Origin of the sequence: Sporosarcina sp. OR05 (assembly GCF_041414805.1) — a bacterium.
GTDB lineage: Bacteria > Bacillota > Bacilli > Bacillales_A > Planococcaceae > Sporosarcina > Sporosarcina saromensis.
The window spans coordinates 1-19,850 of sequence record NZ_JANKJL010000001.1 but is presented as its reverse complement, the minus strand read 5'-3'; the positions used below and the strand labels follow the sequence as shown (position 1 = coordinate 19,850).

Sequence of the window (19,850 nt, the reverse complement as noted above, 5' to 3'; positions counted from 1 at the left end):
TAATTACAATATGGATATTGGATACAGAATACATTATAAGTATTCTATGTGTTATTATTGAAGTTGTCAATTAATTATTGCAAATCTTTCTAACCTAAACACTTAACATTCATATATAATGGGGAAAGAAGAGTTAAGGAGTGTCAATAATATGAAACCTATAGCAAAACAATCAACCCGTGATCAAGTAATAGCTTCCCTACGAAAAGCTATTTTTAATGGAGACTTAAAAGATGGTGAAGAATTAATTCAAGAAGAAATCGCAAAAAAACTAAACGTTTCTAGGATGCCTGTCCGTGAAGCTTTTTATGCGTTAGAACGTGAAGGGTTACTTATTACGAATCAAAATCGGAGAGTGACTGTAAAAGAATTTACTGTAGATGATATTAATGATCACTATGACATTCGAGCAATGATGGAAGGAGAAGCCGCTGCTAGAGCAAGCCAGACTGAGATAGATGTACAAGAATTAAAAGAAATTCAACAGGACATTGAGATAGCAGTTGCCGAAAAGAATGTTAACGATTATATCATTACAAATGAACACTTCCACCGAGTTATATGGAAAAGTGCTAAAAGTGCTAGATTATTGTCTTTTCTTGATCAAATGTGGAATGGGCTTCCGCCACATTTAGCTGAAATGGTAGAAGATCAAATGTCTAAATCTGTAGCTGAACACAATGAAATCATAAAAGCGATTATTAGTAAAAATGAGGAACAAGCTAGAATTGCAATGGTCAATCATGTAAGACGCAGTAAGAAGGATTTTCTTGAAAATTATTGATTAGTTTTCGTAAATACAAAAAGTCTTCTTAAAAGGAAATCCACCTAAAACCAGAAGGTGATAGGTGGATTTATAACAGGATTATTTTTCAATATGCATAGATACTTTATTATCTTTGAGAATAGCAGTCACTGTTATCGTTAGAACATATTTACTTAATGAATACCTAGTTACACACGTCCCTTCTCCCCTACTCCCCCTTCACTTCCGAAGACACGCATAGCAATTTCACTTCTTCTTCCGAGTAGTTGTACCAATAATGAGGTTTCGTTGAGTCGATCATGATGGACTCTGTAGGCCCGAGTTCATATAATGTATCTTCCAACTGTACGGTGACAGTGCCTTTTATGACGTATAGGAATTCTTGTCCATTATGTGTAATAAGATTTCCTTCTGTCTGGCCAGGTTGTAACGTGACGAGTAATGGGGCAAAGTCGCGCTCCGTCACCATCGTTCCTAAATCTTCGTAGAAAATACTGTGGGCATCCATTCGTTTATCCAATTGAAACGATGTAGGGTCTTCCTTCTTATCGTCCTCAAAAAAGACGCTTGGGTTTACACCGAAAGCAACTGAAATCTTTTTCAGTGATTCCAACGTTGTCGACGATTTCCCCCGCTCTAGCTGTGATAAAAAACTGATGGAAAACCCTGTTTTTTCCGCAAGGGTTTTTAGTGTCATCTTTTTATTCATTCGTATCTGTTTTATTTTTCCACCTAGGGAATTCAATTGCATTTTTATAATCTCCTAAAAATTATTGTTGACAGAATTTTATCGTATCTCTATGATAATTAGTATAATACAATTGAAGTACCACTTCAATTTTTCCTATTGATAACGTTTACATCCGTGAGAGGTTCTTCAGGTTTATCTATAAACAGGAACCGCTTTTCTACTTTGTATAGTAAGCGTTTTCAATTAAGGGAGTCAATATGCAGTTCATTACAAATTACAGCACTTAAGGGGGAATGGGAATTGGAAAAGAAACAGTTAAACAGAGTACTTATTGCAAGTCTTGTCGGAAGTTCAATCGAATGGTTTGACTACTTCCTCTATGGTACAGTTGCAGCGCTTGTATTCAATCAAATGTTTTTTGTGAATGAAGATCCGACTGTTGGTTTATTGTTAGCGTATGCATCATTTGCACTCGCTTTCTTCATCAGACCGTTTGGAGGCATTATCTTCAGTCATATTGGGGACCGTATTGGGCGTAAAAAAACGCTGATCTTAACGCTAAGTTTAATGGGGATTGCCACTTTCGGTATGGGACTTTTACCTACATATCAAGCAATCGGAATTTGGGCTCCAATTCTTTTAATTACATTGCGACTCATACAAGGCTTAGGTATAGGAGGAGAATGGGGCGGTGCGCTTCTATTAGCCGTTGAATATGCGCCACCAGAAAAACGAGGCTTCTTCGGATCCGTTCCACAAATGGGAATTACGATTGGTATGATGCTCGGAACGCTCGCATTATCCATTATGACAATGCTACCTGAAGGTTCATTCATGACGTGGGGCTGGCGCGTGCCTTTCATTTTAAGTGCTTTACTCGTCGTATTTGGACTATGGATTCGTAAAGGTATTGATGAAACTCCTTCCTTCAAGGAAGTTCAACAACGTGGGGAAATCGCTAAACTGCCTATCGTCACAACGTTAAAAACACATTGGCGTGAAGTGCTTATTGCAATTGGTGCAAAAGTGGTTGAGACGGCTCCGTTTTATATTTTCAGTACATTTGTCGTGTCGTATGCCACTAGCTATTTGGATTATTCAAGAACTGCCACTTTAAATGCAGTCATGGTGGCAACGATTGTCACAACAATTCTTATACCAATTATGGGGAAACTGTCTGACAAAGTCGGCCGTAAACCGTTATATGTATTTGGAACAATTGCGATGTTATTGTTTGCATTCCCGTACTTCTGGATGATTCAACAAGGATCTGTCGCTTTATTAGTCATTGCTACAGTCATTGGCCTTGGGGTCATCTGGGCACCCATTACAGCTGTACTCGGTACGATGTTTTCCGAGATTTTCTCAGCAGAAGTGCGTTATACAGGCATTTCTCTCGGTTATCAAATTGGAGCGGCTGTTGCTGGCGGTACAGCACCACTCGTTGCCACGGCTTTGCTAGCTGAATTCAATAACTCTTATATTCCGGTTGCGCTTTACATTATGTTCACCGCGGTCGTATCACTTATCGCCATTTGGGCTGTAAAAGACCGAAAAAACCAAGCGCTCGATCAATAATTTTGAAGGAGCGATGTATGTGTTACTCATTAATGAGCAAGAAATTCAGTCGATCTATAAAATGCAAGATGCGCTAGCCGATGTTGAACAAATTCTAAAGGCAAAAGAAGAAAAGCAAATTGAAAATCCACATCGTACAGTTATCGAATTCCCCAAACACGGTGCATCGGTTTTATACATGCCGAGTTCTGATTTGGTGAATGAAATGTCAACGATTAAGACGGTATCGATTTTTCCAGAAAATCCAACTGTCGGTAAACCGACGACTCAAGGTGTTATTCTCGTAACAGACGCACAAAATGGCGAACACCTGGCGATGATGAATGCCTCCTATTTAACACGCTTACGAACTGGTGCATTAAGTGGGCTTGCTACGGATCGCCTAGCACGCAACGATGCGACAACACTTACAGTTATTGGAACGGGTGCAATGGCTTTCGAGCAAGTGATTGGTGTACTGGCCGTTCGTTCCATTAAAAAAATGATGCTTGTGAATCCAACAACGTCAAAAGCAGAAGCATTTAAAGAACGGTTATTGGAATTTGGTATCGATCCTACGATTCAAATAGAAATTGTAGAGGATGTTGCAACTGCAGTTCGTCAAGCGGATATCATTTGTTGCAGTACTCGCTCTACAACACCTGTCTTTGACGGAAATGATGTGCGTCCAGGTACGCATGTGAATGGCGTTGGTTCGTATTTGCCACATATGCGTGAAATGGATCATACTTTCATTACCCGATGTGCGAAAATCGTGACAGATGATGAAGCAGGCGTAAAAGAAGAAGCCGGTGAAATCATTTTTGCAAATGAACAAGATGATTGGTCTTACGAAGACTTGCATGGTGAACTGATGGATGTAGTGATTGGCAACGTGCCAGGTCGGGAGCATGCTGATGAAATTACTTTTTTCAAGTCAGTCGGAGCAGCCTATTTTGATTTGGCAGTAGCCCAAGGGGTTTACCGCAAAGCAGTCGAGCAACAAGTCGGTGTCGAGGTACTATTATAATAGAAGAAAGACCAGTGCATCCATTGACGATGCACTGGTCTCTTGAATTAATTCACTTGCCTATCCATTATGCTTTTCACTAACGTTTCCAATAACACCGGCATTTCTTTGAATGCACTGTCGACATGAAGCCTTTCCGTCTTTTGATGAGCATCCTTTCCGAAGGGTCCTACGTTCAAGACCGGTGCATCGAGTGCTTGCATGTCTTCAAACGGAATCCAATACGTGTCCCCGTATACTGGCGTGTTCCGTTCAAACGCTGTCCAACTATTTGTATAGTCGCTATACTTCACATAACTTAAGTCGCAAATGCCGTTAAAGTAATGGATTTGGTCAAGCGTGACGTCAAACTGTTTGGCTGTCTTTTGCATGAGCGCAATCGATTCGACAACTAACGGATCATCAGACGAATTGACAGCTGGATAATAAGGCGGTGCAAACAACAAGACAGTGGCCGGCGCAAGTTCTTGGCATTGGATGAGCAAATTATCAACAATCCGCAAAGATTTTTCACGGTCATCCCAACTGTCATTCAAGAGAACTTCTTGTTTCAGTCGCCACACTTCATTTTTCCCGAGCTTTTGGATAGCGTACGTCAATAGCTCGTCATATAATAACACCCGCACGTCCTCTACACCGTCAATTTGTTCACGGTCACATATCGCCTTGTACGTTTCATTGCATCGATCTATAGCTTGTTGAGCGACTTGAACAAACAACTCCATCACTTCTTCGGCTGTCCGTTTGAATAGGAAGACATTGTATAATGCAGCCGCCCTGTAAGGCGTTTGGGTGGAATAGTGCATCTTCAAATCCTTTTGTTGCAAAGAGACTGGAAGTGGCGTAGATTCCCCTCTGTCCTTCTCACAGAAAAGTGGATTCCATTCCATCTCTTGTGTTACAAATGATGCGATGAAATTAGCAGTCATCCCTTTCAACGGTTCACCGACATGCGTCTCTTTCCCGTAAAACAACGCTGCAGGCATAATTTTGCCAATCGTCCCTGAGTATATATACTCTTTATTGTCTGTAGGTCCTTGCGAAAATGATGGTTCACTATTTAAAAATAATGTATAGTCAAGGCCAAATTCTTCACGTAAATGCACAAGTTCAGTCACAGCCGTACGCATACCAGCAGAGTTGACTTCTTCATCTGGAACGGTAGTGAGCAACAAGTTAATCGGCCATTGCTCTACACTCGCCTTTTCAATAAGTTGCATATGTAAGGCCAATCCCATTTTCATGTCCATTGTGCCTCTGCCAAACAAATAGTTGCCAGATTCCAAGTCGTTCCGTACTTCCTCCGTTAATTCATCCTTATATTCATGCAATTTTTTCGTTAATTCCTCAGGATGAAATGCAAGGGGCTCAAGCATGCCATATTCTTCTGTATATACCGTGTCAAAGTGGCTGATGAGCACAATTGTTTTCGTCGCTTGCGGATGCTTGTACAACGCCGTTACAACATTTCTTCCTAATCCCGCGTCATATAAATTCAAATGCTCCGGATGATTCCTAAAATAGGGGAGTTCCTCGAGCTTCGCCGCCAGCTTTGAAGAAAAGAACCGTTCCCCTTCCGTCAGTGTCCGACTATCCCAACTGACCAATTCACACAATAAGTTCCGCATTTTTTCCGGCGTATCCCATTGATACACGTTCATATCATCCACTCCCCCTTCTTCTGTTCATTGTACAAGAAAATGACGAATACTTACATTTTTCCACTCTTGTATCAATCGAAAAGGCTCGGAAAAAAACTTTAAATAGACCATTCCTACGCGCTCTACTCACGAATAGAAAAAAGAAACATAGTGAAAGTAGAAAAAAAGCATGGCGGCAGATTTGCCTACATGCATTTTAATATTATATCTCGTTCAATTTCACTAATGAATAAAGGAGAATTCTCTACCTCTATCAATTCATCACATAGATTTGATTTTTCCCATTCTGTTTCGCTTCATACAGCGCCATATCCGCATCGTGGAATAATGCTTCAAAGGACTTTATCTCGCCGTTTCGATTCGAAGCTACACTCATTGAGAGCGGAATTAGTGCACCATCTTTTTCCACCTTCAAATCACGTACGGTTTGAACAAGTTCAGCTATTTCAGGTTCTACTATTTATTTTCCATTTACCAGCTCCCCTCCCACATTATCTGCTACAGTCGTGCTAAAATGCCGGGTAAATTCATATTCACTTTCAAACATAGCAAGTAATTCAACAATCGGTGTAACCGCCCACACAATTGACAAACTCAACCCAACAGCCATCAACCCCAGAATGATTGCTAACACCTTTCTCATCCAATCCCCCACTCCATCAAATCGTTGTATTCCAACTATACAAGCTATTAACCTATTATGTAATCAAATTATTTCGTCTTTTTACGCTACATTCCTCAACTAATTTGCACGAAATGGAATAAATCACTTCACATCGACAGCTTTTCTTGTCAAATGCTGCTATCCTCTAGCGAAAACTTTTTTATTAGAAAAGGCATTCTTGCACGGTATCTCAACTTTCCGTTCGTATCGCAATAATTACAACCAAAAAACCCACAAAGTATCTCTACCTTGTGGGCTCACTTTACTTGATATTATTGTGAATTAAACCTGTTGCGATTTCTGGGAAGAACGAGAGAATGACGATGAAAACAACCATGATGACGGCGTATGGAACAACACCTTTAACGATTTCACTAATTGTATTTTCTTTGTTCAAACCTTTCAACACAAACAAATTCAATCCGACAGGTGGCGAGATGAGTGCCAATTCCATGTTGATCACCATGATGATCGCGAACCAAATTGGGTCAAACCCTAATGCCATGATAATCGGATAAAGAATGGGAAGTGTAATCACGAGTATCGAAACGGTTTCTAAGAACATTCCTAGAATTAACAGGACAACATTTATTAAAATAAAGATAACCCACGGCGAAATATCTTGAGCTGTTGCAAAGTTTACAATGCTTTGTGGGATTTGTAGGATGGTCAGAATATAACCGAGCAGCATAGCACCTACAATGATGAATAAAATCATCGCGTTTGTTTTTACGGTTCCAATTAAAATCTGTTTCATCGTCGTTAGCGTCAAATTTCGGTACACAAAAATTGCGATGAGAAAGCTAAGGACAACCCCTACTGCAGCGGCTTCCGTCGGTGTAAATTGACCGGAATAAATGCCTCCAATAATAATGATGGGTAACAATAATCCCCAAATCGCTTTTTTCGACGCTTCAAACCGTTCTCCCCAAGTTGCCGGCAAATCTTTAATATGGCGCGTTTGATAAGAAGAGAAAATCATGAATGCTAACGTCAGTATAATTCCAGGTACAATACCAGCAACGAAAAGTTTTCCGACCGATTCACCTGTGACTGATCCGTATATAATCATTGGAATACTGGGTGGAATAAGAATTCCTAACGTTCCTCCTGCGGCTAGCAGCCCTAATACATGGCGCTTATCATAGCCTCTCTTCACCATTTCAGGTAGTGCGATCGCTCCGACGGTTACTGCGGTGGCGACACTTGACCCGGAAATCGCGGAGAATATCGTACAGCAAAACAGTGTCGCGATAGCCAGACCTCCTGGCAAATGACGGAACCAACGGCTCGCCATTTCATACAAATCACGCCCAACTCCACTGATGACGAGCACTTGACTCATCAAAACGTACATCGGTAATGCCGTCAGAGAGAAATCATCTAACGACTTGTAGGAAATAATCGGAATTTGCATGAAAGCAAACGTTCCACCATTAAAGAAATACATTCCCGCAATCGCGAGTAAACTTAACGTAAAAGCGACTGGCAAGCCAATTAAGAGAAGAACCCCTAACCCACCGGTGAAAAATAAATTCATAGGTGCTCCCCTCCTTTATGGACTCCACCATCGATAATTTGTAAAACAAAGGCGATACAAAGCAGCACCCCACCGATCACTAAGAGAGATTCTGGAATATACATCGGAATCCTCAACAATGATGCAGATGTCACTTGCAAATTAAATGTCTTCACGACATGCATATAGCTATAAATTGTGAATATGACACTGAATACTAAGCCTAGCGTATTCGTTAAATAGGCAAATATCGTTTTCATCTTGTCATTCACATTATTAATTAAAATATCAACCGTAATATGCGAATAGGTCCGAACCGCATAGGCACTGCCTAGAAAGCAGCTACCGATGATTGCATAGATGGATAACTCAGTCGCCCATGTAGTAGGTGCATCGAAAAACGACCTAGAAACCACTTCGTAGAACGTCATGACAGTCGTTAGTAAAATGAGTATCCCTGCCACATAAGCACCCCATCGTATGAGTAGATCCATAAACTGATAGACCTTTTTCATGTGCGGTCCCCCCTGTCTCTAATTATTTCTTATCAATCAAATCCAACAACTCTTTGCCTAAATCGCCAGCATTTTCAATGAACACATCACGGACAGGAGCAGCAGCCTCTTTCCAAACGTCGAGTTCTTCTTCAGGAACATAGTATACATCCATACCTTTTTCTTCTAATGCTTTTGCAGATTCCGTATCTTCTTTTTCTGCCTGTTCACGAATCCATGTTTCCGTTTCAGCAGCAACTTCCGTCAATAAATCTTGTGTCTTTGCAGGAAGTTTATCCCAGTAATCTTTATTCACAGCTAAAAGGAACTCAAGATACGCATAGTTATTAACAGTCAAATATTTTGTAACTTCATCATATTTACGTTGAAGCATCGCCGTTGTACCGGACGTTGCACCGTCAACTGTGTTTCGTTGTAAAGCCATATATACTTCACCGCCACCCATAAATACAGGGGAAGCGCCATATGCTTGAATTAATTCAGATGGTAAATCACCAATGCTACGAATCTTTAACCCTTTGAAGTCTTCGGGTTTCGTCAACTTACGCTTGTTGTTTGCAAATTGAACATAACCATAATCGGCAAACATGAGCACCTTTGCACCTTTTTCTTCCATTGCGCCACGCAGTTTGTCACCGAATTCACCGTTTACCGCTTCTCCAACAGCCGAATAATCATTAAACATGTATGGAACATCGAACACACCCATTGCAGGCACAGTTGACGACCATAATGTAGATGAATTCACACCCATTTCGACTCCACCGGATAAAATCGATTGGTTCATGTCCTTATCGCTCAATAACTGTCCAGCTGGGTAAACTTGTACATTTACTTTTCCATCAGATCTTTTTACAACTTCTTTTGCAAAGTTTTCAATTCCAACTGCAATGTGGTGATCTTGCGGTAAATTGTAAGCCAAACGAATTGTCGTACTTTCATAACCGTCTTCACTTCCAGACGTATTCGCATCTGCTTTCTTATCCCCTTCGTCGCCGCAAGCGGACAATGCAAAGATACTTACGACTGTTAACAATAAACCGAGCATCCATTTTTTCATCCTAATTCCCCTTTTCCTTTTTTCTTTCCACGTGACGGATTCTTCCGAGTGGATTTTTAGATGATAAAATTGCAGCGTAATCCGCAGCATCCAACAGTTTTTCAAAATCAATTCCTGTCGAAATGTTCATTCTTTCAAACAGATATACTAAGTCCTCTGTAGCCAAGTTACCAGCTGCCCCTGGAGCAAATGGACAACCTCCTATTCCACTGGCAGATGTTTCAAAAATCCGGACACCTGCACGATACGCCATATAAGCATTCGCCAAGCCAAGTCCTCTCGTATCATGCAAATGAATCGTAACAGGTGTCGTTCCTGCAATTTCTAACACTTTGCCCATTAACCTTTCAACGTGGTCGGGAGTTGCAATGCCAATCGTGTCAGCAATTCCGATTCGGTCAACCCCTGCCTCCTTGACCCGTCGAACGATACGTAACACTTGCTCCTCATCGACATCTCCTTCATATGGACAGCCGAAGCTAACTGCTACGGAAAAGCAGGTTTTTATCCCATCTTGTTTTGCCTCTTCCAACACCTTTAGAAATTGCTCCATATTTTCATCAATCGACATGCCAATATTTTTCGCATTGAATGTTTCGGTAGCTGCACTTACCCAGTTTATTTCACTGACGCTCAGTTCCTTCGTGCGTTCATATCCTTTTAAATTTGGAATAAGCACAATAGGTTCCAAGTCTTCCATGTGAGCTAACGAATGAACTAATTCCTTTGCATCCGCCATCTGTGGCACCTTTTTCGGGTGAACAAATGAGGTCACTTCCACTTTTTCAACACCCGCATCCACTAACATCCGTACCAATTGTTGCTTTTCTTCTGTAGACACAGGTTTTGGATCGTTTTGTAAGCCATCACGAGGACTGACGTCAATGATCGTCACATCCGGCATTCAAACTACCCCCTTCTCTTTCAACTCCTTAAATTCTTCCTCCGTCAAACCAAGTAAATCCGCATATACCTCTTTGTTATGGGCACCAAGTTCTGGCCCGTTCCATTCAATTGAGCCAGGCGTTCTTAATAGTTTCGGGACTATCCCTGGTACAAGCAATTTTTCACCATCTGGCAACAAGACCTCTTTTAACATGTCACGTGCTTGGTAATGTTCATCTGCGACAATATCATGAATGCCATAAATAGGGCCTACTGGAACTGAAGCTTCATCTAGTATTCGTTGTGCTTCTTTCAAAGAATGTTGCATCGTCCAATGCTCAATCGCCTCGTCAATGAACGCTACATGATCTGCCCTGCCTTGATTGGTCGCATAAAGAGGATTCTTCGCTAAATCTTCCCTTCCAATCGCACGCATTAATCGTTGGAAAATGCGATCGCCATTACCGCCAATAACAATATGTTTTCCATCTGCACATTTGTACGTATTTGAAGGTGCAATACCAGGCAAAGTACTACCCGTTCGCTCCCTCACTTGTCCCGTCAAATCATATTCAGGCAAGATCCCCTCTAGCAAACTAAAAACAGCTTCATAGAGAGCCACATCGACAACTTGTCCTTCTTTATTCGCATCGATATCACGCGCGCGTATTGCTAGTAACGTTCCGATGACACCGTAAAGTCCAGCAATCATATCTCCAATTGCAATGCCGACCCGGACAGGTGGACGATCCGGATAACCGGTCAAATAACGAAGTCCTCCTATCGCCTCAGCAACACTTCCGAAACCTGGTTTTTCTTTATAAGGCCCTGTTTGTCCATATCCAGAAATTCTCGTCAAAATGATAGAGGCATTCACCTTTTTCATTTCTTCATAACCAAGCCCCCATCGCTCCAACGTACCTGGCTTAAAATTCTCAAGAACGACATCGACTTCACCGATTAATTTCTTAACAATTTCCTGTCCTTCCGGCTCCCGCAAATTGATTGTAATTGACTTCTTGTTGCGACTTTGCACATACCACCAAACTGAAGTATCTTCGTGCATAACACGCCAATTACGCAGCGGGTCTCCATTTTTCGGTTCTTCAACTTTAATTACTTCAGCGCCAAATTCCGAGAAAAGTTTTCCTGCAAAAGGCGCTGCCACCAAGTTCCCCAGTTCTAATATTTTCACACCCGCTAACGGTTTTTTCTTATTTCCCAATGCTTTCCCTCCTACTTTGATGCCACTTTCATGAATGATTGAAAGTCACGCTCAATATGACGTCGCATCGATTCACGTGCCTCGTCCTGTTGCTGTCGATCAATCGCCTGAAATATATCTAGATGATCTTGCAATGCTTCTCGCATATGAGACGGATTGCCTTCAAGGATTGCCTTTCGATAGAAACTATTCACCCCACGCAATTGTAAGGTCATTGAAATCAAAAACGGGTTTTGGCTGGCTCTTACAATTGCTTCATGAAAGCTAAAATTGACTTGAAGCATTCCTTTGACATTGTGGTTATCCGTCACATTTTTTTGCATTTCTACAATAAATTCCTGCATTTCTGCTAACTCTTTATCTGTCCGCCTCTGCGCTGCATAATACGCTGCCAAAGACTCCATTTCTACTCGCGTTTCATATAAGTTCCGATAATCCTCAACTGTCGGATTCACAACCGTCACGCCGCCTGAACCATGAACATTCAGCAATCCATCCTTCTCCAACATCCGAACCGCTTCGCGGATGGGACTGCGGCTCACTTGCAACGTCTCAGAAACTTTTTCCTCAATTAAGCGATCCCCTGGCCCTATCTCTCCTGTTGTAATCGCATTTTTCAGATATTCATACACCTGTTCCTTCAACGTCGTTTTTTTCACGATGAAATTCGACAATTGCCAAACACCTCACTTGTTGTCGACTGTATACAGTACACTTTATTCAGAATATAATAATGAATTTTACTTGTCAATATTATTTTTGCATATTGAATTGCTTGATAATGATGACTTGTCATAGATAGGTTTCGGGGGATGATTGCAATATACCCCGGCGCATCACAACGTAAATGCTTCGTATCACAACGTAAACTCTTCGTATCACAACGTAACCCTTCGCATCGCAACGTAAACTCTTCGTATCACAACGTAAACCCTTCGTATCACAATGCTCGGTCCGCATCACAACGTTAATGCTTCGTATCACAACGTTAGCTCCTCGTATCACAACGCTAACTCTTCGCATCGCAATGCTAGATCCGCATCACAACGTAAACTCTTCGTATCACAACGCTAACCCCTCGCATCGCAATGCTCGGTCCGTATCACAACGTTAATGCTTCGTATCACAACGTTAACCCTTCGTATCGCAATGCTCGGTCCGCATCACAACGTTAATGCTTCGTATCGCAACATAAACTCCTCGTATCACAACGCTAACCCGTCGCATCGCAATACTACAACTTTACCTTCAATTATGTTCGTCTCTTTAACGACAATCCCCCTGCTATTGAATCCGATATAGAAGGCCATCCCTTCAATAATTTTGGGAGAAGGTATTCTGCTCATTATTCCCGCCTGATTCAATTTATTGAACACCAGCGCGCCGTTTTATACGAACTAAAGATGCATCTACAGAAAACTTTTCCTTATATGTTTCCTTGTAAGTGCTATTTTGATCAGATTTATCATTGACCCTTTCTCGACAATTATTTGCATGCAAATAGGCCAGTAACGTTGGACAAGCCTTTGCCTCTCATCAAAAAAATAAACCGTTTGAAGCCATAATAAGATGGCGTCAAGCGGTTTATCATTTTATATAATCAAGTATTCATTACGATCTTCTGAAATCACTCAGCGGCAGCGCAGCTGAGTGTTCGTAAGAATGCATTTCGCCTTTACAGCGAACTGTTAGTCATCCTCACCTTCGTCTTCCTCGTCATTTCGCTGCTCTTTTTCAGCCGCCTTCTCTTGTTCTTTCTTTGCTTTCTCTGCAGCCTTTTCCTGTTCTTTCTTCGCCTTCTCCGCAGCCTTCTCCTGTTCTTTTTTCGCTTTCTCTGCTGCTTTTTCCTGCTCTTCTTTTGCTTTCTCCGCAGCCTTTTCCTGCTCTTTCTTCGCCTTCTCTTCGGCCTTTTCTTGCTCTTCTTTTGCTTTCTCAGCTACTTTTTCAGCTTGTTCTTCTTCCTTTTGCTGCAATTTCTTTTCTTTTTCTTGCTGTTTAGTTTGTTCTTTTTCCAGTTTCTCTTGCGCTTTCTTTTCTGCTTTTTCAGCCTTTTTAGCTTGCTCTTGCTGTTCTTCCAGCGCTTCTTCCTTGCTCTCTTCTAACGCTTCCGCAATTTCATCTGCGTCCTCTTTTGCTTCTTTGTGGAACTTATCCATTTTCTTTTCTGCTTGTTGTTGAATTTGCTTTATTTTACGGTCAGCTACTTCTTGGCTCATTTGGCCGGCAGCTACTTTTTCTTTAATTCGTTGCAGTTTTTTATTTACTCGTTGTTCAACATCGCCAAACTCTTTTGCCATCGACAGCGCAATTTGCTCTTTCTGAATACGCTCCAACGATTTAGCAAGTTCATTTACCGCTTCAACATTTCCGCTCTCTTCTGCCTCTTCAATCGCTTTCTCAACGAACTTTTCTTTCTCCCGCATAATGTTCTTTAAGAGATCGGCGGGGTTGATCTGTAGCTCATTTGCAATTTCACCAAATCCTTTGTTCTCTTCTTTTAACATCGCCACAATTTCGGCTTCTGTCTTATTCCCTTCTTTCGCAAAGACCACCACTTTGACGATTTCACCAAAACCGAATCCTTGTTCACGCAACATTTTTACTTGTTCCTGATCGAGATCACGTAAACTATTTGCTAAGAGGTACGCATCTTGTTTTTTCTCAACAAGTTCTTGTTTCTTTGCTTCATCGATTACGTCATCTACTTTAGATGATGTCTCCATCGTAATCACTTTTTCCAAAGTATCCGTCAATTGCTCTTTACTCACTTGATCTTTCGCATCATCCATGACAACAAGCGCGACATGTTCTTCTGCTGCCTCTAAATTTGCCACATAAGCATCTATCAAGTCCGTTATGTACTGATCTTTCTCTGCATCCGCCATCTTGTCAGACTCTGCCAATCGTTCTTTTGCAAAATCCATCAATAATTTCGCTTCTTTTTCGTCGTCACGGGTGAACGCTAACTGCACTTTTTCCGTAAACCGATCTAAGAAATACAAAAAATGATCGGGTGCCATCCCTGGTTCAACTGCGTTTTCATCTCCAAACTTCTGTTCATCCTCATTAATTATTTCGGCTTCCACTTTCGACTTTTCCGCTGCTTCGACTTTTGCACCGAACAGAATTGTAGCAGCAAGAGCACTCTTCATTAGTAATTTCATAAAATATTCTCCTTCACTCTCAATTTTTCACTAGACTCGACAAGATGTAGAATTCTCGACCTATTCTTACTGCTAACTAATCCATTCTTAGTATAGACCTTCTACCCACATTCGTCATTAAATTTTTTAAAATAATCCTTATGAATTAATACCTATATCCTCAAATTGTCCTTGATGATAGAAACCAGCACGAGTATTCTTCCATTCATCACTACGCTCCATTATTCCTACACGCATTAAAAAAACGCCTTTCGCTCTGTACCACACGAGCAAAAAACGTTTTTCGTTTACTTGATTTCACCACAAACAATTCTCTCTCCAGAATCGCCTGACGGCTGGCTTTTCCCGTCATCCTCTCCTGCATGGATGACAAGCGCTGTTCCGCCTTCTTGGAGCAATGAATTATCATCACCTAATGTTAACGTAACATTCTTCGCAAGAAATTCCGTGTCAATTGTGCCATCCTCACTTACTTCGATATTTGGCAAATCGCCTGCGTGTGGCCCCTCGTCATGCTCCAATCCATGGCTAGCATCTGTTGGGTTAAAATGTCCGCCTGCAGATTCAAAATCTGGCGTTTCACACGTACCTTTTTCGTGAAAATGAATGCCATGGGGACCTGGAGGCAATCCTTCTGCCTGTAGCTTTACCATCACACCATTTTCTTTTTGAATTAATTCTACTGCACCAACAGACTCTCCTTCATTCCCGATCAACTCAACGGAAGTGCTATATTCACCTTCCATCGGTTCCGTTTCAGTCAAGCCGGTCTCAGCATTTTCATCCACTTTTGGTTTTTCATCCCCACATGCAGCAAGCCCTAATGCTAGAATCACAGTCGGGACAACTCGTGCATAGTTTCTCAAATGACTCAACTCCCTTTATCTATTCCACTTCCTCCTTCTATTTCACCTCCTGCCCTGCGTTAAACATGTAAATCTGTGCACGCCGTTATGACCCTTTTCCCCCAAGCATGTTGAAACCTTTGTTTTGTCAATGCTGATCTCCCAACTTCGTATCCGTTTTTCAAACACGATTCGCCAACTTTTCACAAGAGGAAAAGAAGCCGACTCGTCATCATGACGGCCGACTTCTTTTCTATTTATCCATTACTTTAAGTCTTCAATGGAATCGATGTCCATATATTGTGGGACAACAAGACCGATTTTAACGCCTTCCATGTTCGTGCCTAACACTTCAAACTGTCCATCGAATTTATCAGCATAGGTTTTGTGTGTTACTGGCAACCATGCTGCAAGAGATGCATCCGCACTACCATCTGCAACCGCTGTCCAAAGTGGTCCTGCTTCCACTTGAGTTAACGTCACGTCATAGCCAACACTCTCAAGGACAAGTTTTGCAACGTTATGACTTGCAATTTCACTGTCCCATGCCACATAGGCAAGTTTAAATGGTACACCATCTACGGATGCAACACCGTCTGTCCACTCTGCAACTTTCTCGGGATTTGCATCAATCCAATTTTGCGCTGCAACTGCTTCTTTTTCACCTTCTTGAATGGCTACCATTACTTCACCCATATCTTCTTCAGTCCAATGGAACTTTGAAAGGACTTCGTATGCTTCCGGTAAATCTTCCGCAAGACCCGTGCGTGCGATCGTTTTGATTTGTTCTTCCCCACCGTACACACCTTTAGGATCTTCTAAGTATTTTAGATCGAATTTCGCAAATTTCCAGTGAGGCGTCCAGCCTGTCACGATGATGGGCTCCTCTTTGTCATACGCTTTTTTCAACGCTGCTGTCATCGCAGCACCTGATCCAGTCGTAACGTCCCAGCCTTCAAGTTCATATTCTTTAATGGCTTTATCCGTCGCTTCCATAATGCCAGCGCCCGGATCAACGCCTGTAATTTTGTAGTCGACAGCTTCACCGACGGATTTTGTATCTGCATCGCCACTTGAAGTAGAATCTCCTTCATCATTTCCACATGCTGCTAAACCAACTGCGAGTAACGCTGCTGTTCCTAGCCCAAATAATTTCTTTTTCAATTTCATGATGATACTCCCCCTTGTTTTTTCTTTCCTGCATGTTGCGTAATTCGATCAAGAATAATCGCTACAATAACAATTGACAAACCGGTTTCGAAACCGACACCTGTCTTCAACTGTGTAACTGCTCGATACACTTCTTCACCGAGTCCTGGTGCACCGACCATGGACGCAATCACGACCATCGACAGGGATAACATAATGCTTTGGTTGACTCCTGCCATAATCGTCGGCTTCGCCAATGGAATTTGAACTTTCAACAATCGCTGCCATGAAGTAGACCCGAATGCTTCCGTCGCTTCAATCAAATCTTTCGGCACTTGTTCAATACCAAGCATCGTTAAACGGATTGTCGGAGGCATCGAGAAAATAACCGATGCAACAACACCTGGTACGACACCGATATTAAAGAAAAAGATGGCTGGCAATAGGTAGACGAATGCCGGCATCGTTTGCATCAAGTCCAATACTGGATTGATGACTTTTTTCACTGTCGCTTTCTGAGACCCCAAAATGCCAAGCGGAATCCCGATGACGAGTGAAATGATGACGGATGTTAGGACAAGTGATAACATTTGCAACATTGAATACCAATAGCCTAGATAGTCAATAAATAGCAAACCAACTAACGTAAAAATAGCAATCCGCCGGGTCGATATGAACCAAGCAAGTAAAGCGAATAGAACGGACATTACAATAGAAGGAACGAGTGCCATCACATCTACAGCACCATCTACAATCCCCTTCAGGAATTCGGAAATACCGTCAAACACTGTCCCAAAATTCGATACAAGCCAATCAATTCCCGTATCAATCCAATCAGCAAATGGCAATCGAGGAATTAATTCATTCATGTACAGTCACCTCGATTTCTTTTACTTCTGTCTCCTGCGTATCCAATTCACTATTAATAAACTGGCCGTCGCCTGCCAAAGCGCCGATTAGTGCACCACGAATAATAATCCCTTCCAACTGGTTCGTTTCATTTACAACAGCAACCGGAATAGATGCGGTTGAAACTGTATCGAACAATTCCGTTAAAATTGTGTCACGTGAAGTGACAAGAACATCTTTAACCAAAACGTCATCTAAGGATTTTCCTGTGTCCGTTGCTTGTACAGCATCTTGTGCCGTTACAGCACCAAGCAACCGATTGCCTTTATCGACTACATAGATAGAAGAAATGCTGAGCCGTTCCATTAGACGTAATGCCACTCTTGGCCCACGATCTAGTTGTACTGAATCCGCTTTCTTCATAATGTGTCCAGCTGTCAATACTTTGGACAAATCGACATCCTCAACAAATCGTTCCACGTACTGATTGGAAGGATTCATAAGAATTTCTTCCGGTGTTCCAATTTGAACAATATCCCCGTCTTTCATCAATGCGATTCGATCGCCTATTCGCAATGCTTCATCCAAATCATGGGTAATGAAGATAATCGTTTTCCCCATATCATGATGCAACTGAAGAAGCTCATCTTGCATATCTTTTCGAATGAGAGGATCCAATGCACTGAATGCTTCATCCATCAGTAACACATCCGGATCGTTGGCAAGTGCTCGCGCCAAGCCGACACGTTGTTGCATACCACCACTTAGTTGGCTCGGGAATTGATCTTCATACCCTGCAAGTCCTACAAGCTGGAGAGATTCACGCGCTTTCGTTGCGCGGTCTGCTTTTGCTATACCTTGGATTTCGAGTCCGTATTCCGTGTTTTCCTGAATGGTCTTATGCGGAAAGAGCGCGAAGTTTTGAAAAACCATTCCAATCTTCTTTCTTCTCACCTCACGCAATTGCTCTTTGTTCATACCGACAATATTTTGCCCATCGATTCGTATCTCGCCCATTGTCGGGTCAATTAACCGGTTTAACATCCGAACTAACGTGGACTTACCGCTTCCTGATAGTCCCATAATGACAAAAATCTCACCATCAAGCACATCAAAATTTGCGTTGTTGACACCAACCGTAGCCCCCGTCATCTGAAGAATTTCTTTTTTCGTCTTGCCTTCGTTCAACAACTGCGCAGCGCGCTTACTATGTTTCCCGAAGATTTTCGTTGTATGCCTTACTTCAATTTTCTTCAACTGGTCATTCATGCGCACACTCCCTAATCTCTGTGAATCAATATGTATAAGTATATGCATAACATTTATGCATTTTCAACCGTTTTTTCTAAATTAATTGTTTGTACAGTAAAAACTGTACAAACTTATTCTTTCCATTGCAATTTGGAAGTAGTTATAATACGCTTAGGAAAGTGACAGGAATTTCTCGTGAAGGATTGAGAAGGAGTTGTATTATGGAAGGTAAAGAGACAGTTGAAAAAGCACGCGAGCGGATTATTGAAACGATCGCACAAAATATACATCTATATGGCCTCACACCTTCTGCCGGTAGACAGTTCGGTATGATGTATTTTCATAACGAACCTCTGACGCTGGATGATATGACGGAAGAATTAGGAATGAGTAAAACAAGTATGAGCACTTCTGTTAGAGCGTTGGCAGACTTGAAGTTAGTGGAACGTGCTTGGAAACGCGGAGTGCGGAAAGACTTATATCAAGTAAAAGACGATTGGTATCAAAGCTTTATTGATCTTTTTTCAATAAAATGGAGACGCTCGATCTCCCTCCATTTAGTCGCAGTCCGAAAATCGTTAAGCGAATTGGAAAAATTACAAGCAGAAGAAGGTCTTGATGAACAATTAAAAGAAACGCTCGCCATCGATATTGAGAAACTCGAATATATGCGTGATTACTTTGAATGGCTCGACCGCTTAGTGGATGCGTTTGAAGACCATGATATTTTTAACCTTGTGCCACCAAAAAACTATTTAAAACAAAAGTAAGTTGCTTGAACTAACAGTGAGAAAGTAGCGTGTTAACGTAATGAAAATGCCAATGATCATCTCTATGCTCGTCATCGGTTCAATTGCACTTGTCCTTTCCATCACACTCCCGGTACCTAAGACAATTCAATGGATATTGTTAATCATCGCTGTCCTATTGAACGTAACGAGCGCGGTCACTCTCATGGTGATTGGTGTGAAACGAACGAGAGGGACTGCTTGAAGGGTAAACGAAAAGGATGATAAAGA

The 19,850-nt window shown here is 41.7% G+C and carries 20 protein-coding genes; 5 read left to right on the top strand and 15 right to left on the bottom strand.

Features of this window, described 5'->3' with window-relative positions; all coding sequences use genetic code 11:
• Nucleotides 1-151 precede the first annotated feature (151 nt).
• Entirely contained in the window at nucleotides 152-784 is a 633-nt protein-coding gene (locus NRI27_RS00100; RefSeq protein ID WP_371389052.1) for a GntR family transcriptional regulator, read from the top strand.
• 190 nt (nucleotides 785-974) lie between these two features.
• Here NRI27_RS00100 and NRI27_RS00095 read toward each other — a convergent pair whose 3' ends face one another.
• Nucleotides 975-1,517 (bottom strand): helix-turn-helix domain-containing protein, encoded by a 543-nt coding sequence (locus tag NRI27_RS00095; RefSeq protein ID WP_371389051.1) that lies wholly within the window; start codon nucleotides 1,515-1,517, stop codon nucleotides 975-977.
• A gap of 240 nt (nucleotides 1,518-1,757) precedes the next feature.
• On the opposite strand from NRI27_RS00095, the gene NRI27_RS00090 reads away from it, so the two are divergent.
• Together NRI27_RS00090 and NRI27_RS00085 are read left to right on the top strand one after the other, a co-directional pair.
• Complete coding sequence (locus NRI27_RS00090) at nucleotides 1,758-3,035, top strand: MFS transporter (protein ID WP_371389050.1); 1,278 nt, start codon at nucleotides 1,758-1,760, stop codon at nucleotides 3,033-3,035.
• 19 nt (nucleotides 3,036-3,054) lie between these two features.
• A complete protein-coding gene (locus NRI27_RS00085) occupies nucleotides 3,055-4,044 on the top strand; it encodes an ornithine cyclodeaminase family protein (protein ID WP_371389049.1) in 990 nt (329 codons plus the stop codon).
• A 47-nt stretch (nucleotides 4,045-4,091) separates the two neighbouring features.
• Here NRI27_RS00085 and NRI27_RS00080 read toward each other — a convergent pair whose 3' ends face one another.
• The 14 genes from NRI27_RS00080 to NRI27_RS00015 form a co-directional block, all read right to left on the bottom strand.
• Nucleotides 4,092-5,705, bottom strand: a complete 1,614-nt coding sequence (locus NRI27_RS00080; protein WP_371389048.1) for a M20/M25/M40 family metallo-hydrolase — start codon at nucleotides 5,703-5,705, stop codon at nucleotides 4,092-4,094.
• A 253-nt stretch (nucleotides 5,706-5,958) separates the two neighbouring features.
• On the bottom strand, nucleotides 5,959-6,150 hold the full coding sequence (locus tag NRI27_RS00075; protein WP_317942603.1) for a diguanylate cyclase domain-containing protein: 192 nt from the start codon (nucleotides 6,148-6,150) through the stop codon (nucleotides 5,959-5,961).
• Nucleotides 6,151-6,165: 15 nt separating this feature from the next.
• Nucleotides 6,166-6,348 carry a hypothetical protein gene (locus tag NRI27_RS00070; RefSeq protein ID WP_371389047.1) on the bottom strand — a complete coding sequence of 61 codons (183 nt, stop codon included), beginning with the start codon at nucleotides 6,346-6,348 and terminating at the stop codon, nucleotides 6,166-6,168.
• Nucleotides 6,349-6,631: 283 nt separating this feature from the next.
• On the bottom strand, nucleotides 6,632-7,909 hold the full coding sequence (locus NRI27_RS00065) for a TRAP transporter large permease (protein ID WP_371389046.1): 1,278 nt from the start codon (nucleotides 7,907-7,909) through the stop codon (nucleotides 6,632-6,634).
• Entirely contained in the window at nucleotides 7,906-8,403 is a 498-nt protein-coding gene (locus NRI27_RS00060; protein ID WP_371389045.1) for a TRAP transporter small permease, read from the bottom strand. Before NRI27_RS00060 ends, NRI27_RS00065 begins: the two co-directional genes overlap by 4 nt.
• 22 nt (nucleotides 8,404-8,425) lie before the next feature.
• Nucleotides 8,426-9,463: a TRAP transporter substrate-binding protein gene (locus tag NRI27_RS00055; protein ID WP_371389044.1), complete on the bottom strand. Its 1,038-nt coding sequence runs from the start codon at nucleotides 9,461-9,463 to the stop codon at nucleotides 8,426-8,428.
• Between the two features lies 1 nt (nucleotide 9,464).
• Nucleotides 9,465-10,367 (bottom strand): hydroxymethylglutaryl-CoA lyase, encoded by a 903-nt coding sequence (locus NRI27_RS00050; protein ID WP_371389043.1) that lies wholly within the window; start codon nucleotides 10,365-10,367, stop codon nucleotides 9,465-9,467.
• Nucleotides 10,368-11,573 carry a CaiB/BaiF CoA transferase family protein gene (locus tag NRI27_RS00045; RefSeq protein WP_371389042.1) on the bottom strand — a complete coding sequence of 402 codons (1,206 nt, stop codon included), beginning with the start codon at nucleotides 11,571-11,573 and terminating at the stop codon, nucleotides 10,368-10,370. It lies immediately after the preceding gene.
• 11 nt (nucleotides 11,574-11,584) lie between these two features.
• Nucleotides 11,585-12,247, bottom strand: coding sequence for a GntR family transcriptional regulator (locus tag NRI27_RS00040; protein ID WP_317942358.1), 663 nt, complete (start codon nucleotides 12,245-12,247; stop codon nucleotides 11,585-11,587).
• A gap of 1,014 nt (nucleotides 12,248-13,261) precedes the next feature.
• On the bottom strand, nucleotides 13,262-14,737 hold the full coding sequence (locus NRI27_RS00035; protein WP_371389041.1) for a DUF5667 domain-containing protein: 1,476 nt from the start codon (nucleotides 14,735-14,737) through the stop codon (nucleotides 13,262-13,264).
• A 287-nt stretch (nucleotides 14,738-15,024) separates the two neighbouring features.
• The gene (locus NRI27_RS00030) at nucleotides 15,025-15,603 is read right to left on the bottom strand and encodes a superoxide dismutase family protein (protein WP_371389040.1); all 579 of its coding nucleotides are present in this window, start codon (nucleotides 15,601-15,603) and stop codon (nucleotides 15,025-15,027) included.
• A 243-nt stretch (nucleotides 15,604-15,846) separates the two neighbouring features.
• Nucleotides 15,847-16,746 carry a glycine betaine ABC transporter substrate-binding protein gene (locus tag NRI27_RS00025; protein WP_371389644.1) on the bottom strand — a complete coding sequence of 300 codons (900 nt, stop codon included), beginning with the start codon at nucleotides 16,744-16,746 and terminating at the stop codon, nucleotides 15,847-15,849.
• Nucleotides 16,747-16,748: 2 nt separating this feature from the next.
• Nucleotides 16,749-17,600: an ABC transporter permease gene (locus NRI27_RS00020; protein ID WP_371389039.1), complete on the bottom strand. Its 852-nt coding sequence runs from the start codon at nucleotides 17,598-17,600 to the stop codon at nucleotides 16,749-16,751.
• A complete protein-coding gene (locus NRI27_RS00015; RefSeq protein ID WP_371389038.1) occupies nucleotides 17,593-18,849 on the bottom strand; it encodes a quaternary amine ABC transporter ATP-binding protein in 1,257 nt (418 codons plus the stop codon). The genes NRI27_RS00020 and NRI27_RS00015 overlap by 8 nt, the downstream gene beginning before the upstream one ends.
• 203 nt (nucleotides 18,850-19,052) lie before the next feature.
• Here NRI27_RS00015 and NRI27_RS00010 point away from each other — a divergent pair, with 203 nt between their 5' ends.
• Both NRI27_RS00010 and NRI27_RS00005 read left to right on the top strand, forming a co-directional pair.
• The gene (locus NRI27_RS00010) at nucleotides 19,053-19,601 is read left to right on the top strand and encodes a GbsR/MarR family transcriptional regulator (protein ID WP_371389037.1); all 549 of its coding nucleotides are present in this window, start codon (nucleotides 19,053-19,055) and stop codon (nucleotides 19,599-19,601) included.
• 40 nt (nucleotides 19,602-19,641) lie between these two features.
• Entirely contained in the window at nucleotides 19,642-19,824 is a 183-nt protein-coding gene (locus NRI27_RS00005) for a hypothetical protein (protein WP_317942352.1), read from the top strand.
• Nucleotides 19,825-19,850: the final 26 nt, after the last annotated feature.